14 protein-coding genes and 1 tRNA gene are annotated in these 16,300 nt (G+C 45.5%); 2 read left to right on the forward strand and 13 right to left on the reverse strand.

The annotated features are described in order from the left end of the window. Positions 1-124: 124 nt before the first annotated feature. The 9 genes from hflC to ABTQ23_RS20820 all read right to left on the reverse strand — a co-directional run bounded on the left by hflC (position 125) and on the right by ABTQ23_RS20820 (position 10,022). A complete protein-coding gene (gene hflC, locus ABTQ23_RS20780) occupies positions 125-1,009 on the reverse strand; it encodes a protease modulator HflC (protein ID WP_408617678.1) in 885 nt (294 codons plus the stop codon). After that, positions 1,010-2,230: an FtsH protease activity modulator HflK gene (hflK, locus tag ABTQ23_RS20785; protein WP_408617679.1), complete on the reverse strand. Its 1,221-nt coding sequence runs from the start codon at positions 2,228-2,230 to the stop codon at positions 1,010-1,012. It lies immediately after the preceding gene. Between the two features lie 32 nt (positions 2,231-2,262). Next, positions 2,263-3,558, reverse strand: a complete 1,296-nt coding sequence (gene hflX, locus ABTQ23_RS20790; protein WP_408617680.1) for a ribosome rescue GTPase HflX — start codon at positions 3,556-3,558, stop codon at positions 2,263-2,265. A 43-nt stretch (positions 3,559-3,601) separates the two neighbouring features. After that, positions 3,602-3,841 carry an RNA chaperone Hfq gene (hfq, locus tag ABTQ23_RS20795; RefSeq protein WP_131912478.1) on the reverse strand — a complete coding sequence of 80 codons (240 nt, stop codon included), beginning with the start codon at positions 3,839-3,841 and terminating at the stop codon, positions 3,602-3,604. A gap of 90 nt (positions 3,842-3,931) precedes the next feature. Continuing rightward, entirely contained in the window at positions 3,932-4,873 is a 942-nt protein-coding gene (miaA, locus tag ABTQ23_RS20800; RefSeq protein WP_408617681.1) for a tRNA (adenosine(37)-N6)-dimethylallyltransferase MiaA, read from the reverse strand. Then, on the reverse strand, positions 4,866-6,650 hold the full coding sequence (mutL, locus tag ABTQ23_RS20805; RefSeq protein WP_408617682.1) for a DNA mismatch repair endonuclease MutL: 1,785 nt from the start codon (positions 6,648-6,650) through the stop codon (positions 4,866-4,868). Before mutL ends, miaA begins: the two co-directional genes overlap by 8 nt. A 12-nt stretch (positions 6,651-6,662) precedes the next feature. Beyond that, the gene (locus tag ABTQ23_RS20810) at positions 6,663-8,009 is read right to left on the reverse strand and encodes an N-acetylmuramoyl-L-alanine amidase (protein WP_408617683.1); all 1,347 of its coding nucleotides are present in this window, start codon (positions 8,007-8,009) and stop codon (positions 6,663-6,665) included. A 21-nt stretch (positions 8,010-8,030) separates the two neighbouring features. Beyond that, positions 8,031-8,498 (reverse strand): tRNA (adenosine(37)-N6)-threonylcarbamoyltransferase complex ATPase subunit type 1 TsaE, encoded by a 468-nt coding sequence (gene tsaE / locus ABTQ23_RS20815; protein ID WP_408617684.1) that lies wholly within the window; start codon positions 8,496-8,498, stop codon positions 8,031-8,033. A gap of 9 nt (positions 8,499-8,507) precedes the next feature. Beyond that, entirely contained in the window at positions 8,508-10,022 is a 1,515-nt protein-coding gene (locus ABTQ23_RS20820) for an NAD(P)H-hydrate dehydratase (protein WP_408617685.1), read from the reverse strand. Here ABTQ23_RS20820 and queG point away from each other — a divergent pair. Beyond that, positions 10,021-11,154 carry a tRNA epoxyqueuosine(34) reductase QueG gene (gene queG, locus ABTQ23_RS20825; RefSeq protein WP_408617686.1) on the forward strand — a complete coding sequence of 378 codons (1,134 nt, stop codon included), beginning with the start codon at positions 10,021-10,023 and terminating at the stop codon, positions 11,152-11,154. The two genes, ABTQ23_RS20820 and queG, sit on opposite strands and share 2 nt — an antisense overlap. 3 nt (positions 11,155-11,157) lie before the next feature. On the opposite strand, the gene ABTQ23_RS20830 is transcribed toward queG, so the two are convergent. Beyond that, positions 11,158-11,634, reverse strand: coding sequence for a GNAT family N-acetyltransferase (locus tag ABTQ23_RS20830; RefSeq protein WP_408617687.1), 477 nt, complete (start codon positions 11,632-11,634; stop codon positions 11,158-11,160). Positions 11,635-12,047: 413 nt separating this feature from the next. Between ABTQ23_RS20830 and ABTQ23_RS20835 the strand changes: the two genes are divergently transcribed. Next, positions 12,048-13,883, forward strand: a complete 1,836-nt coding sequence (locus tag ABTQ23_RS20835; protein WP_408617688.1) for a cation:proton antiporter — start codon at positions 12,048-12,050, stop codon at positions 13,881-13,883. Positions 13,884-13,979: 96 nt separating this feature from the next. Here ABTQ23_RS20835 and ABTQ23_RS20840 read toward each other — a convergent pair whose 3' ends face one another. From ABTQ23_RS20840 to ABTQ23_RS20850, 3 genes are all read right to left on the reverse strand, one after another. Then, positions 13,980-14,801, reverse strand: a complete 822-nt coding sequence (locus ABTQ23_RS20840) for a shikimate 5-dehydrogenase (RefSeq protein ID WP_408617689.1) — start codon at positions 14,799-14,801, stop codon at positions 13,980-13,982. A gap of 180 nt (positions 14,802-14,981) precedes the next feature. Beyond that, complete coding sequence (locus ABTQ23_RS20845) at positions 14,982-15,899, reverse strand: ParB/Srx family N-terminal domain-containing protein (RefSeq protein WP_408617690.1); 918 nt, start codon at positions 15,897-15,899, stop codon at positions 14,982-14,984. Between the two features lie 325 nt (positions 15,900-16,224). Further along, positions 16,225-16,300, reverse strand: a tRNA-Gly gene (locus ABTQ23_RS20850).

A 16,300-nucleotide genomic window follows, 5' to 3' on the forward strand; every position in this document is an offset into this window, starting at 1 on the left:
GAAAGGGGTTTTATAACAGACTCATAGCTGAAAGCTTTACTGAACCCCCAGCCTAGCTGGGGGTTTTCTAGGCACAAAAAAACCGACCTATTTAGGTCGGTTTTTAAGTTTACTCAAAAGAGCGTTACTTTTGTAATGCATCCGGGCCTTTTTTAAAGACATCGAAAAATTCACTGTCAGGTTTCACAACCATGACATCGTGACCGGATTTAAAGCTAGTGCGATAAGCCTGCAAACTACGCCAGAACTCGAAAAATTTCGGGTCTTTAGTGAATGCAGTCGCGTAAATTTTAGCCGCTTGCGCATCACCTTCACCACGAATAGTACGAGCTTTACGATCCGCATCCGCCAGCAATACCGAAACCGTACGGTCAACATTAGCACGAATAATTTCAGCTTGTTCACGACCTTTAGAACGATGCTCTGTAGCAACCGCATGACGTTCAGCACGCATCCTTTCAAAGATACTGGTACTCACTTCAGTTGGCAGATTAATTTGCTTAATGCGCACATCAAGCACTGTCACACCAATTTCAGATGAGCGAGCTGAGCGTTTTAACGCCTCTTCCATAATTGCACTACGTTCACCCGATACAATCTGGTCAATGGTTCGGCCACCAATTTCACTACGTAATCCGTTGCTGATCTTACGTTTGAGCAGTGACTCAGCTTGCGGAATACTGCCTCCCGTTGAGAGCAAAAACTTACGAAAATCAGTGATTTTCCATTTGACATAAGAATCAATGATCAGATCTTTTTTCTCAGAGGTGAAATAGCGATCTGGCTGACCATCCATCGTCTGAATACGCGCATCCAGTTTTTTAACCGAATCGATAAAAGGCACTTTAAAATGCAAACCTGGCCCGTAAACCTCCGGCTGCTGATCGCCGCCACGTTTGATTTTACCAAACTGAATCACCAATCCACGCTGACCTTCCTGAACAACAAAGATGGAAGAGTAGCCAAGCAGTAACACCACAATGACGGCAATAATTGAGAACTGTTTCATTTAATTTCTCCCATAGCGGTCAGTGCGGATATCATCACTGCGCAAAGGAACATTGCGCACGTTCTGATTACTGGTTGAAGACGAGCTAGATGATGAAGACGAAGTCGTTGAAGAGCTAGACTTGCTCATATCGCTCGAGTCCTGAGTACTCGCTGCCTTTTGCTGTTTAGCCTGTTCCATCAACTTATCGATCGGCAAATACAACATATTGTTGTTATTTTTAGCATCGACAAATATTTTTGGAGTCTCAGCATAAATGCCTTCCATCGTTTCCATATACAAACGTTGGCGAGTAATTTCCGGAGCCTGGCGATATTCAGGTAACAGTTTATCAAACTGCGCAACTTCACCTTCAGCTTTCATGACAACTTGCTGTTTATATGCTTCAGCCTGCTGAATTAAACGCTGCGCACGACCACGAGCTTTTGGCTCAACTTCACGCTGATAGGCTTCGGCTTTACGGATATAAGTCTGTTCATCTTCTTGAGCGGCAATCGCATCATCAAATGCTTTTTTCACCTGTTCTGGTGGACGAGCTGGCAAGAAGTTCACATCAACAACAGTAATACCCATGTTATAAGGTTTGATAATCTTATCGATCAGCTTCCAAGTTTCTTGACGAACCTTTTCACGACCAACAGTCAAAATGTCATCCATTTTGGTGTGACCAATCACGTAGCGCAGCGCACTGTCAGTGGCTTGGCGCAAACTATCATCAGCATTGGTGACACTAAACAGATATTTTTCTGGTTCACTGACTCGATACTGAACATCAAGTTCAACCCGCACCACATTTTCATCTTCAGTGAGCATAAAACCAGATGCTGGCAGAGACCGAATTTTGGCCACAGCAACAGGAATCACTTTATCGATAAAAGTTGGTTTCCAGTGCAAACCAGGCAGTACTTCGCCCTGATAAGAGCCCAAGCGCAGTAAAACACCACGTTGTTCTTCCTTAACAGTATAAAAACCGCTGACCGCCCAGATAATAACTAGGACACCAACAACCGCCACTAAAACTTTCGGATGGAAAAAACCACCGCCAGAGCTTGAGCCACCAGGCCCACCTGCCGATTTTTTTCCACCTAATAAGGCCATAATACGTCGGCCTAACTTACCAAAAATTGCATCTAAATCAGGCGGCCCCTGATTTTTGTTCTTATTACCCCAAGGATCACGATCACCGCCTCCTTTATTGCCTCCAGGCTCGTTCCAGGCCATTTGACTCTCCGCTGTTTATTCTGATTTAAACCTTAGTCCGTATCTTGCGAATTGACCACATCTGGCAGCTCATCATAGTGTTTACATAAACGTGCCCACTCTACTTTAGGAACGCGAATGTCAAGCAGCCAATTGCCTTGTTCGTCCATATTTTCTTCACTGATAGCATCTAACTGATAAAGTTGACTACGCAGTTTACCCGCAGTTGGCGGCAACATAATTTGCTGCTCAACCATGGCTCCTGCCAATCGTTCTTTAATCGCTTCCATCAGGTATTCAATACCGACGTTTTGACGCGCACTAATCCAGACCCTTATCGGTACACCTTCATCATCACGATCAACGTGCGCTTCAATTCCTTCAACTTCATCGATTTTATTCATCACCAAAAGCTGAGGAACTTCACTGGCACCGATTTCATCAAGGACCAGCTGTACTTGCTCAATATTATCGCTCACCCTATCGTCACTACAATCAATGACATGGAGCAATAACTGAGCATCATGAGTCTCTTGCAATGTTGCTTTAAAAGCAGCAACGAGATCATGCGGCAAATGCCGAATAAATCCGACAGTATCAGCCAGAATCGTTGGCCCTACGTCTTGAATTTCTAAACGACGTAATGTCGGATCCAATGTTGCAAATAACTGATCGGCAGCATAAACCTCTGCCGTCGTTACATTGTTAAACAAAGTAGATTTACCTGCGTTGGTATAACCTACTAACGAAACCGTTGGCACCTCAGCTCGCTGACGAGCTCGACGCCCCTGTTCTCGTTGTTTACTCACTTTCTCGAGCCGTGCCAGAATATTTTTGATCCGAGCTCGTAATAATCGCCGGTCTGTTTCCAGCTGAGTTTCCCCAGGGCCTCGCAGACCAATCCCACCTTTTTGTCGCTCCAAGTGCGTCCAGCCACGTACCAATCGAGTCGATAGATGGCGTAACTGAGCTAACTCAACTTGTAACTTACCTTCATAAGTTCTAGCGCGCTGAGCAAAAATATCTAGAATTAGCGTCGTGCGATCAAGCACCCGGCACTTACATAAACGTTCTAGATTTCTCTCTTGGGCAGGGGATAACGCATGGTTAAAAATAACCACATTGGCTTCATGTTGGAGAACAGCCTGAGCAATCTCTTCGGCTTTACCTTCTCCAACATAATATTTAGGATGAGGAACATTGCGGCTTCCGGTCACCACGGCCACTGAATCGACGCCAGCAGAGCTGACTAACATCTCCAGCTCTTGCAGATCTTCGCGGTCATCTTCACTTGAAAAGTGAATATGCACCAGCACGGCCCGCTCACCAGCTTCATAGCGGTCAAACAAGCTTTAAAACTCCTTATCAACAGGCATAAAGCCTGAAAAACAATTAACTCTCGCCACCTTCAGTCGGAGTATGATGCGAAACAGGTCGTGCAGGCACTACCGTTGAAATCGCATGCTTATAAACCATTTGACTGACGGTGTTTTTTAGCAAAATAACAAACTGATCGAACGATTCCACTTGTCCTTGCAATTTAATGCCATTGACCAAATAAATAGAAACAGGAATGCGTTCCCGCCGCAACGCATTCAAAAATGGGTCTTGTAATGATTGCCCCTTAGCCATTGATGGTTTCCTTATATTGTTATAGTAAATTTACTGTTATTAGTTTTTTTTACGGTCTTAGTTTTAATTATATACCAGTAACTTGAGGCCTTATAGGCAGAATTTCAAGTTTTCCGGTAAACTAGCTAGAAGTTTTGTGAACGCATTGGCGTCCAAACTATCCAACCAGGTAACTTGTTGCCAACCACGAAGCCAGGTCAGCTGGCGTTTAGCTAGCTGGCGAGTCGCAGCGAGCGCTTTTTGACGCATCTGCTCATAATCAAACTCGCCTAATAGATATTGCCACATTTGGCGATAGCCGACACAGCGCATTGATGGCATCTGCAAAGATAAATCACTACGAGCCATTAACCGGCGAACCTCTTGCTCAAATCCTTGCTCAAGCATCAGACTTAGGCGCTGCTCAATACGCTGATGCAAGACACTTCGCTCTTGCGGCGCAATTGCAAACTGATAAAGCGGATAGGGAAATTCTGGTGGCTTTTGTGCATTAAGCTCAGTTAACGTCTTGCCGCTTAACCGATACACTTCAATGGCTCGCATTAAGCGCTGTGGGTCATTCGGATGGATACGCGCAGCACTTTGCGGGTCATATTTAAGAAGTTCTTGATGCAGCTTTTGCCAGCCGACTTCAGCTGCTTGATTGGCAATCTCTTCACGCAGTTTTTCATCCGCACTGGGCAGTGCCGAAAGCCCCTCAATAAGCGCTTTATAATAAAGCATCGTGCCACCGACAAGCAGCGGAATTCGCCCACGCTGATGCGCTTTTTGAATCGCATCAAGCGCATCGGTTCGAAAATCAGCGGCCGAATAGCTCTGATTTGGCTCGCGAATATCAATCAGTTGATGCGGATAACGTTTAAGCTCATCAATTGTCGGTTTAGCTGTACCAATATCCATCTGGCGATAAACTAACGCTGAGTCCACACTAATCAAATCAACTGGCAGATGATCGCACAACTGCATCGCCAAAGCCGTTTTACCAGATGCTGTTGGCCCCATTAAAGTAAGCACTGGTGCCAGATTAGTCATTATGTAATGCCTTTAAAATCAAACTATCATCCACAAAAGTTAGTAATTGTTCACTTAACACACCGTCCGTTAATTCTAGCGATTGCTGATAAACGCCAAGCGCTGATGACCAATTAAACTGAAGCTCAGAGCTGCCAGCAATGGCTAATTGCTGACACAACCATGACGTATCCTCAAGAGCACTCACATGTTGCATCAACACCGCCACTAAGCGCTCGATAAACGGTTGCTGGGCTGCTCGGCGTAAGCTGCTTGGAATAGCAAGCAGAGTTAGATGCGTTTTGTCATCGCGCATTGAGATGCCCAATTGTGCTAACAGCTCAAGATGGGCGCCAGCCCAATCTGCAGCCTCTTCATCTAAAACAATTTTTTGCGGCAATAACAGAGGTGCCGCGACAATCTTTGGCCACTGCTTGATAAATTGTTGGGTATAAACCTGCTGCCAAGTTTTAGCTAAGTCTAACAAAGCAAGTTGCGAAGTCTGATCGCCGACCAGTAAATGACTTTGACCGAGCAGCTGCAGCGGACGCAGTGATGCCCCCGATGATGAAATTGCAGCGCTTTGGCTGGGTTCACTCTTAGCCGAGTCAGCCAACCACTGGCGCTGAGTAGTTAACTGTCTTTGGCTTGGTCCATCACTGTGTTTATAACGAAGAGGCGTGGGTTGATAGCTTGTTGAGCTCTGAGGGCTACTTTTCGCTTCTTTCGTCTCTACTGATGGTTCAGCCACTGCGTAATCATGATAGTGAGCACTAACATCTTGGGTATATTCTTCATCAAGATGAGGCTGTATCACTTCATTGAGCACTTTTTGAATGTAGTCGTGAATCAATCTTGCTTGATGAAAACGCACTTCATGCTTGGTCGGATGCACATTCACATCAACCTGCTCAGTTGGCAACTCTAGGTACAAGACAAAACTCGGATACAGTTTATCGTCAATAACATTGGCAAAACTTTGGCGAATAGCGTGCAAAATAAGTTTGTCGCGAATCACTCGTCCATTCACATAAAAATACTGTAATTCGTTGCTAGGACAAGCAGCTTGCGGTGTTCCGACCCATCCCCATAACCGCAAATTTTGATGCTGATTATCAATCGCCCATGATTGCTCGATAAACCGCTTACCCATCACCGCCGCGACTCGGCGCGCATACTGTTCAGGTGTTTGGGCTGCGCGATATTGACGCAGCAGTTTATCGTTATGAGTGACTTTAATCGTGATGTCATAATGGCTGAGCGCCAAGCGCTTTAAGAGCTCATCAATATGGGTAAATTCAGTTTTCTCGCTGCGCAAAAATTTCCGTCGCGCTGGCGTATTAAAAAACAGATCAAGCACCTCAACACTCGTCCCAACAGGGTGCGCTGCAGGAGTCACATTCACATTCATGTCGCGACCAGCAGCTTGTGCCTGCCAGGCCTTGTCCTGATCCTTCGGACGTGACGTTAAGGTTAAGCGAGAAACGGAGCTGATACTGGCCAGTGCTTCGCCGCGAAACCCCAAAGTATGAATATGTTCAAGGTCATCTTGGCTCGACAGCTTACTGGTTGCATGACGCGATAATGCCAGTGTTAGTTCTTGCTCACTGACTCCACAGCCATCATCACGAACTAAAATTCGCTTGTGCCCCCCCCTGTCGATGACAACTTCGATGGTCTGTGCGCCAGCATCAATACTATTTTCTACCAGCTCTTTAACCACCGAGGCGGGCCGCTCAACGACTTCACCTGCGGCTATCTGGTTAGCCAGTTGCGCTGGCAAAATGTGAATAGCCATTAGCTCTCCAGGTTAATGTTTCGGTATCACCAGCACTTGCCCAATGCTCAGCACATTGCTACGTAATTTATTGGTACTTTTGATAGCTTCCACACTGGTCTGATAACGCTGAGCAATGAGTGAAAGAGAATCGCCGCTTTTCACAGCATATTTTACTTTACCGTAATGGGCCGCATACCACGTTCCAATCGGTGGATGCTGGCGATAATAGTTACGCACCCCGGTAAAAATGGCATTGGCAATGCGCTGCTGATGGCGAGGTGAATTTAATAATTTCTCTTCTTTAGGATTGGTAATAAAACCAGTTTCAACCAACATTGATGGAATATCCGGCGCTTTTAGCACCGCAAGGCTGGCGTGCTGCGGCTTACGCTTATGCATATAGGTGACTTTTTTAAGCTGATCAACAATATCAGAGGCAATCACAAACCCAGTATTCATTGAATGATCCATGCTCATATCCAATAGAGCATGGGCCAGATATTGATCATTCGGGGATGTTTTAAGCACCTCACCGGCACCACCAAGTAGCTCGGTCGGCTGCTGACTCTGATCCAGCCAGCGGTTAATTTCTCGGTTAGCCCGTCGCGCTGATAACACCCAAACAGAAGCGCCATGTGGCTCAGGAGAGGCAAAGCCATCAGCATGGATAGAGATTAACAAATCGGCATGATCTTGACGGGCAATTTCAGAGCGTTTATCAAGCGGAATAAAATAGTCGCCACTGCGAGTCAACATTCCTTTCATGCCCGGTTCTTTGTTAAATAGTGCAGCCACTTTTTTGGCAATCGGCAGCGTCACATTTTTTTCAAACTTATGGTGGGGACCAATCGCACCAGTATCTTTGCCGCCATGTCCGGCATCCATGACCACAATAATGTCACGCGTGGCCTTACTGGCGCTGGCCTGGGTCTTTACGGGTTTAGACGGCGTCACTTTAGGCGGCACAGGGCTATTATCGGGTAAATCGATAACTAATCGTGGTTTGGATTTTTGAGTTGCAGGTAACGGAAAAACTGATGGCTTCACCCGCGAGGAAAGGTCTAAGACTAAGCGATAATCAGCCTTCTTTGGTGGCGTACTACGACGAATCCGCTTGAGTAATTTACCGCGAATATGAACTTTGGATAAATTCACCTCATTGTGGGTCGCAGCCAAATCAATTACGAGCCGGTCCGGGTTTCGTAATCGAAAATAGCTAAATTGGGGCTCTTTAGTCAGATCAAGAACAACCCTTGTATGCCCAGAACCAGACCAAGTGCGAATATCACTGATCTGATTGCTCGTAACTGCTTGAACACTTAACGTCCAAAACAAGACACTAAGTGCAATACACCACTTAAAAAAACGACGCTGCATGAGACCTTTATATAAAAATAACTATGAATAACTGTCTATTAACTGCGTTAATAGACGCTTAGCGGCGCTCGAATGAGCGCTAAATTCGACCTTGCGAGAGTGTCCCTGATAGCTCAATAAGATGACTAAATCAGGTTTTCCAATCATCCCCTCGCCTTTTGCAGGCCATTCGATAATGGCAATTTGCCCCGGACCGAAATAATCTCGAATCCCAATAAATTCGAGCTCTTCAGGGTCTGCCAGTCGATATAAATCAAAATGATTTATCTGCCAGTGACCTAACTGGTAAGGCTCAACCAGCGTATATGTGGGGCTTTTCACATTTCCTTGATGCCCCATTCCCTGAACGATTCCTCGAGTTAGAGTCGTTTTACCAGCGCCAAGTTCCCCATTAAGAAAAATGGTTAACGGTGCATCAATCTGCGCTGCAATCTTGCGCCCTAATTCTACGGTTGCCGAGCTATCGGCTAATTCTAGCTGCCACTTCATTGTATTTATTTAGTTTTCCGGATTGACCAATACCCGAATATGGGCGAATAAATCGCTGGCTAACATCCCCCGCTCGCCATCTTTGGCGGCCCTATCAGCGGCACTGCCATGGATACACACAGCTAAACACACTGCTTCAAACATTGGAAGATGCTGAGCCAGTAAACCTGCAATCATACCTGAAAGTACATCCCCCATACCACCACTAGCCATTCCGGGGTTCCCAACATTTAACACACGAACTTCACCCGATGGGCTCGCAACCAATGACCCGGCGCCTTTAAGCAAAGTAACAGCCTGATATTTTGAGGCAATTTCTCGTACCGCACCAAAACGGTCATTTTCAATGTCTGCCACTGAACAATCCAATAACCGGGATGCTTCACCCGGATGTGGAGTTAAGACCCAGTTTTGCCGCTCTAGGGATGATTTCGCCAATAAATTTAAACCGTCAGCATCAAGCACCAACAGTTTATCGCTGGCAACAACTTGGCTGAATAACCACTTCGACCAGTCACTCTGGCCCAGCCCGGGCCCTAAGACATGAACACTGGTCGCTTTAAGAAATTGTTGAACAATGGCTTCATCATCAATACTCACCCCACGAGCCATCAACTCTGGACGAGAATTTAAAATAATGGATAAATTCTCAGCCTGTGAAATAACCGTTACCAATCCGGCGCCAACCCGCTGACTCGCCTCGGCGGCCATGCGAATAGCACCAGGCGTTCCTAAATCACCACCAAACAGTGCAACGCGACCAAACATACCTTTGTGCGCGGTGCGGGAGCGTTTAGGTAGCAGTACATGCAATTTTGAGTAATCGCTGCGTTTGCAATCCGTCGGTTCAAACTCGCCCAAGACCGAGTCTAATCCCAAAGAGCTGTAATAAAGCTGACCGCAATAATTGGCTGCCTGAGCGGTAAGTAGCCCTTGTTTAACGCCGATAAAAGTAATCGTTGCATCACAGGTTAAAGCACACCCCAAGGGCTGGCCTGTATCGGCCGATAAACCAGATGGAATATCAAGGGCTAATATCGGCAATTCCCATAAGTTAAGCTCATTGATAAGCTGCGCGGCATCATCACGCACATGGCCTTTAAGCCCAGCGCCCAGTAATCCATCGACAATCACATCGATATCTTTGGGAGCCTCAGACAATGACTCTATCTGAGTTAATTGCTGACGGGGAAGCTCTTGCCAAGCTTGCGCAGCCTCTTTAGGAAATTTACTGACATCACCATGCACCAGCAGTGATACCTGCATGCCAGCTTCAATCGCTAACTTGGCGATGACTAAGGCATCACCGCCATTGTTTCCGCCTCCGCAGATAATTAACAGGTGCTGCGCTTGGGGCCAGCGTTGACGAAGCAGGGAAAAGCCGTTGGTCCCCGCTAATAACATTAATTGATACAGAGAGACTTGGGCTTGGGCTGCCAATTTAGGTTCAGCGCGCTTAACTTGGTCGGCAGTCCATAAAGAATATGGTAAAGTCGCGCTATAGTCTGGTGTTATACGAATCATGGCCGAAAATTCCAAAATCGATTTCAATCAATTAGCGCTCGATATCAAACAATGGGGCAAACAACTTGGGTTTGCTCAGGTTGGTATTACTGATACCGATGTGAGTGATCACATCCAATCCTACCGCGATTGGCTATCCCGTGGCTACCACGGTGAGATGAGTTTTATGCAGCGCAATCAACAATTACGAGAAGATCCGGCGCAGCTGCATCCCGGAACGCTTCGGGTAATTAGTGTGCGTATGAATTATCTAATCAGCGATGCCGGATTTGCCTCAACACTGAAAAACCCAAATCGAGCCTATATTAGCCGTTATGCCCTAGGGCGTGATTACCACAAAGTATTACGCAAGCGCTTAAAAAAGCTAGCAGAAAAAATTAAAACTGTTTGTGAGAGTCTCGATTATCGGCCATTTGTTGACTCAGCCCCGCTCATGGAACGCCCACTAGCTGAAAAGGCAGGACTCGGTTGGACAGGCAAACATACCTTGTTGATTCACCCATGTGAAGGCTCTTGGTTTTTCTTAGGTGAGCTGCTCGTGAATTTGCCGCTTCCTACAGATAACCCTATCGAGCCGCAATGTGGTAACTGCGTGGCTTGTATGACATTGTGCCCCACTGGCGCAATTACACAGCCATATACCATCGATGCCCGGCGCTGCATCTCCTATCTAACCATTGAAAATCCCGGTTCGATTGCCGAAGAGTTTCGCCCTTTGATGGGCAATCGCATTTATGGGTGCGATGATTGCCAGCTGGCTTGCCCATATAATCGCCAAAGTCAGCTCGGTGAAGAAAACGACTTTTTACCGCGTCACGAACTGGATAAAGAGACTTTATTGGAACTTTTTGCTTGGGACGAAGCAACATTTTTAGCAAAGACGCAAGGCTCGCCTATCCGTCGAATTGGTCATGAACGCTGGCAACGCAATATTGCAGTGGCACTTGGCAATGCCCCCACATCGATTGTCATCATTCAAGCCCTCGAAGATGCCCGCACTGATTCATCAGAGCTAGTTAAAGAGCACATCGATTGGGCTCTCAATCAGCACTATAACCAACTCCAAGTCGTGACACGGCAAACCTCACGACTCATTAGAATCGTTGAAAAAGGCCTTGCGCGCGATGCGTAACATTTAAAACTTATGAAGATACCACGTGTTACAACGGCTATGCCCAGTTTGACCTAGTGGCTGATTAATCTGCTCAAAACCATTACGTCGATATAGCTTTTGCGCTTTATTCATATGCTCGAGCGTTTCTAGATAACAAGCGCTGTAATACTGCTTGGCGAATTCTAAGCAAGTTTGCATTAACTGCTGACCGATTCCTAAAGATCGCCCTTCAGGCAATAAATACATTTTCTGCAATTCACAGATATCATCGCTGCCGCTTAACGGGCCAATGCCAGCGCCACCCAACACTTTATGGTGTTCATCCAGCGCTACCCAGTAATTCATTTTTTGTGGCCGATAAAAACGGCTCAAAGATTTCAGCTGCGGATCAGCACAAGCGTACCCTGGCCCACTTGCGCCAAACTCGGCCAACACGGTATGCACAATCTGTTCAATCTGAGCATCATGTTCAGGCTTAATTAATTCGATAATTGCCATAGTTCCTACTCCCCCAATGACACGCTTTTGGTCAGTCAATCAAGTTATAACGCGACATGACAAAGCGATCAAAAAAGCCCTGTGAAGACAGGGCTAAAAATCGCTGCTCTGCCAACAAATAATGACTCATTAAACACGTTGACAGATGGGTGATCCATGAATGATATCTGACTGATTTTTTGTTAATTTTTAGCCAGTCTTTACATTTGAGGCGATTATTATGTCCAGCTTTAACACCTAGAGCAAGCGATTTTTATTTGCTACATCAGCAAACTCTACCCATAGTTAGAGATTGGACATAGCAAGCATGAAGTCATTTTAACTCGCTTATCTTGTTACATTTTTTCAACTTAAGCTTGACCGTGTTAACGATGCTAGCTAGGATTTTTGGCAAATCAACAAGGGCGATACGAATGACTGAACTTGCTCCGGCCATTTCCTTGATTGCCGCCATTTCATTGGCTGCCCAATGGATTGCATGGCGACTAAAACTTCCTGCTATTTTATTTTTACTGACAGCGGGTTTATTACTGGGTCCTGTAACCGGTGTGTTACATCCTGACCAACTGCTCGGTGAGCTACTCTTCCCGATTGTGTCTATTGCGGTGGCCATCATCTTGTTTGAAGGCGCACTGACCTTACGCTTTCACGAAATTAAAGGCCTTGTGAAGGTAGTCTGGAACTTGGTCAGTATTGGGCTTATCTGCACCTTTATTATTTTGGCATTTGCTTGCCATTTGCTACTTGGCATTTCCGTCGAGGTATCTTTGTTGTTTGGCGCAATTATGGTGGTCACTGGCCCTACCGTGGTAGCACCGATGCTAAGAACCATTCGCCCACGTACGGAGCTCGATAAAATTCTGCGTTGGGAAGGCATTATTGTTGACCCATTAGGCGCTATTTTTGCGGTGCTTATGTTTGAATTCGTTATCATTCAGGCATCGCAAGAGGCTGCCGTACATAGCCTTGGCATTATCAGTAAAACGATTGGTCTTGGCGGCACATTAGGCCTTGGTGCAGGGTATGCGATAGCTATCACTCTCAAACGCGGCTGGCTACCGATGTATCTGCGCAAAGTGGGCGTGCTTGCCATTGTATTACTTGCTTATTCGCTGAGTGAGCATCTGCAACACGAATCAGGACTTTTAACGGTAACCGTAATGGGAATGGTGCTGGCTAATCGCTCTGATATCGATATTGGCGATATTATGGAGTTTAAAGAGGATCTCTCGGTGATTCTCATTTCAGCATTATTTATTCTACTAGCAGCTCGCATTAATCTCGATAACTTGCTTTCGCTAGGCTGGCCATTACTGGCACTTCTTGCAGTGGTGCAATTTATTGCTCGGCCTATCTGCGTCTTGCTCAGTGCCTCAACGCCTAAATTAAATTGGAAAGACAGAGCATTTCTATCATGGATTGCGCCAAGAGGGATTGTCGCGGCGGCAGTTAGCTCTTTATTTGCATTGCGCTTAGAACAAGCGGGGATCCCCGATGCCGATAAATTGGTGTCGCTATCGTTTGCGGTGATTATTGCAACGGTGGTTTTACAAAGCTTAACGGCAGGTCCAATTGCCCGCATGCTCGGCGTTGTCCAGCAAGCTCCGCGAGGGGTATTAATCTTTGGTGCCAACACCTTGGCCCGCTCCATCGCAGCTGCCTTACAAAAAGCTAATTTTGAAGTGTTGCTGGCCGATCCGGTTTGGGAAAACTATCGACTTGCCCGAATGGATGGACTGAATGCCTATTACGGCAATCCACAGTCAGAACAAGCAGAGGCAGCGCTTGATTTTTCAAGCATTCGACAAGTGCTGGCGCTGTCCCCTAACCGCCACCAAAACGCGATTGCAATTACCCATTTTGCCTATCTCTATAACAGCGAACAGGTTTATTCGATTCGCTCAACGCAAGGCAAAGGATTTGCTAACCAAGAAAGCGCAACATTTAGAGCTCGACAAATTCTGTTTTGGGAAGATTGTACGTTTACCAAACTGAACTCACTGCTCAAGCAAGGCTGGCAGGTGAAAATCACAAAACTAAACGAAACCTTTACTTGGGATGATTACTCGACTCGTCAAAAAGAAGCATTGCCACTGTTTATTGTCGATCAAAAAGAGCAGCTTCATCCAATTATTAGCCAAGAACAGCTGCCGCAACCTGGGGAAACGCTGATCGCTTTATCGCCGCCCAATGAGCATAAAACCGAGCAAAAACTTGCCGCCCATGCAGCAGCAAACCAACAAGATTAACAAGACTCGATTCGTATTAAATTGCGAAGGCATATAAAAACGCGCCTTGAATGTAAGTTCATGCAAGGCGCGGTGAATCAACTCGCTAGTATCTATTTAAGCACCACGCGCATAAGCGGCGGCTTTTGCAAACAGTTCATCATCAGGGCGTTGCCCTGTATACAATGCAAATTGCTCAACGGCCTGTAGCGCGAAAACTTCACTACCTTTGATGACTGTTTTGCCCTGAGTCTGAGCCTGCTTAATCAGCGGTGTCAACTCAGGCATCGCAACCACATCAAAAACAACCTGAGCGTTGTCGATCATGGTTTCAGGAAATGACAAATCCTGTTCATTGGGTCCTTGCATGCCGATGGGTGTGACGTTAATTACAAAGTCGGCATTAAGATTATCCGTGCTGCTTTGCCAATCATAATCATACAACTTCGCCAAAGAGTTCCCCGTTTGCTCATTTCGCGCAACGATAGTCCCTTTATTAAAACCAGCCTGTTTTAGAGCACAAGCCACAGCTTTGGCCATCCCACCGCTGCCGCGTAACGCAAAACTAAGATGGGTTGGCACTTGGTATTGTTTTAGCAATGTTTCAATCGCTATGTAATCGGTGTTATAGGCGCTGAGATAGCCGTTGTCATTGACAATTGTATTCACCGATTGAATGACTTGGGCAGAGTGATTTAACTTATCGATATAATCAATCACTTGCTCTTTAAACGGCATAGAAACCGCACAGCCTCTAATGCCTAAAGCTCTGACCCCAGCAATTGCAGATTCTAAATCAGATGTCGTAAAAGCTTTGTACAGATAATCAAGCCCCATCGCTTCGTAGAGATAATTGTGAAAACGAGTTCCAAAGTTACCGGGCCGGCCGGCCAGTGACATACATAAGGTTGTATCTTTGGTTATCTGACGCACGAGCACTCTCCTTTTCTCAGCCAATGAAAAACAATAGGTTGATTTTCATCACCTATCTTAAAATTATTTATTCATCACTTTATAGTTTCTGCCCATGAGCGCAAGTAACTTTAGAGCTTTACAACTATAAAACCCACCAAGAAAATCCATAGCTGAGAGCTTGAATTTCGATACGATAGATAGTCATTAGTTAGCAAAGGCATATGCCAATTTCCCTTGGGGTGAAACTAATTTTGCCATTTGATGTTGATTAAAATGACGCAACGCACCAAGCTCACTGGCTCTGAACTCTTTCGTGCCAGCTTTGGCAACAATGGCATTTGGGGCCAAGTTAACCATTTTATGTGCGACATCACTCACTAAAGCGGCGTAATCAGAACGACTATTTAAATCATATTTAGATAAATCAATATTCTTCTTGAGCCATTGTTCCCAGTAAAATTCTAAAAATGCGGGCGGATTACGAGGTTTTTGGTAGCCAATATCACGAACGAAATACAACACGCCGCGATAGGGATCATCTTTCATAAATTTGAGCCCAAGATGTTGAGGCAGCTGGGCGGGTTGAATATCGCCTTGAGAGGATGAATGTAGCCAAACTAAGTGCAAAGTTTGCATCTTTTGCCAGAACTCATCCATATTTTTCAGCGCTCGAAAATCATGTGTCACGCTCACTAATACAGGCAGCTCAGAGCCGGTAATAGTGTCAAAACTGGTGAGAGTGTGATGCCCGTCGGTAAGATAAATGTGATGATTAGGCGCTATCACTACCGTTTCCAGAGCGCTTGCATCAGAACCATAAGCAGCTTTGCAAGAAAAGCTATTCCTCTTAGCTAGTTTGGATTTAGCGCTATAAGACAACACACCTTGCGCTCCCATTTTCTCGCAATACTCATCAAAGCGTTTATGCGCATCTAACTTAAAGCGATTTACTTTGTAAGCTACTTCGCGAGTTCCGACTTCTGGCTGGGTTGGATGCACTCTAGCGATAGTTGTCCATAAACTCTTGCCGACAATCGCATTTGCAATAGCAGTATCGGCATAAGCTGATAGAGCAGTAATGATACTGATAAAAGCAATGCCACAACGAATTATATTTCTCATTTAAAATGTCACTCCACTATCAAGCAATGCGATTACAAACACCGCGATTAAAAGACATATTAAATACGCGCAACCATTGCCTTCAAGAGCGTTTAACTAGATAGCCATTAATTACCTAAAGACTCTGTGATAACCGCTAAGAGATGATGTAAACCATGGGGGTTTACACATCAGTGATGAATATAAATGAACAATTAAATGCCATCGATATTTTCAATCACGCTAATGCTTCAAAATAGAATAGTTACAAAAAGCAATATACAAAATTAATTGAATTGAGGATTAATAAAATGACTTATATGAGATAATTTGAGGTATAAAAGATTGGAGCGGCACACGAGGTTCGAACTCGTGACCTCGACCTTGGCAAGGTCGCGCTCTACCAACTGAGCTAGTGCCGC

This window comes from Celerinatantimonas sediminis (genome assembly GCF_046054195.1).
Classification (GTDB): domain Bacteria; phylum Pseudomonadota; class Gammaproteobacteria; order Enterobacterales; family Celerinatantimonadaceae; genus Celerinatantimonas.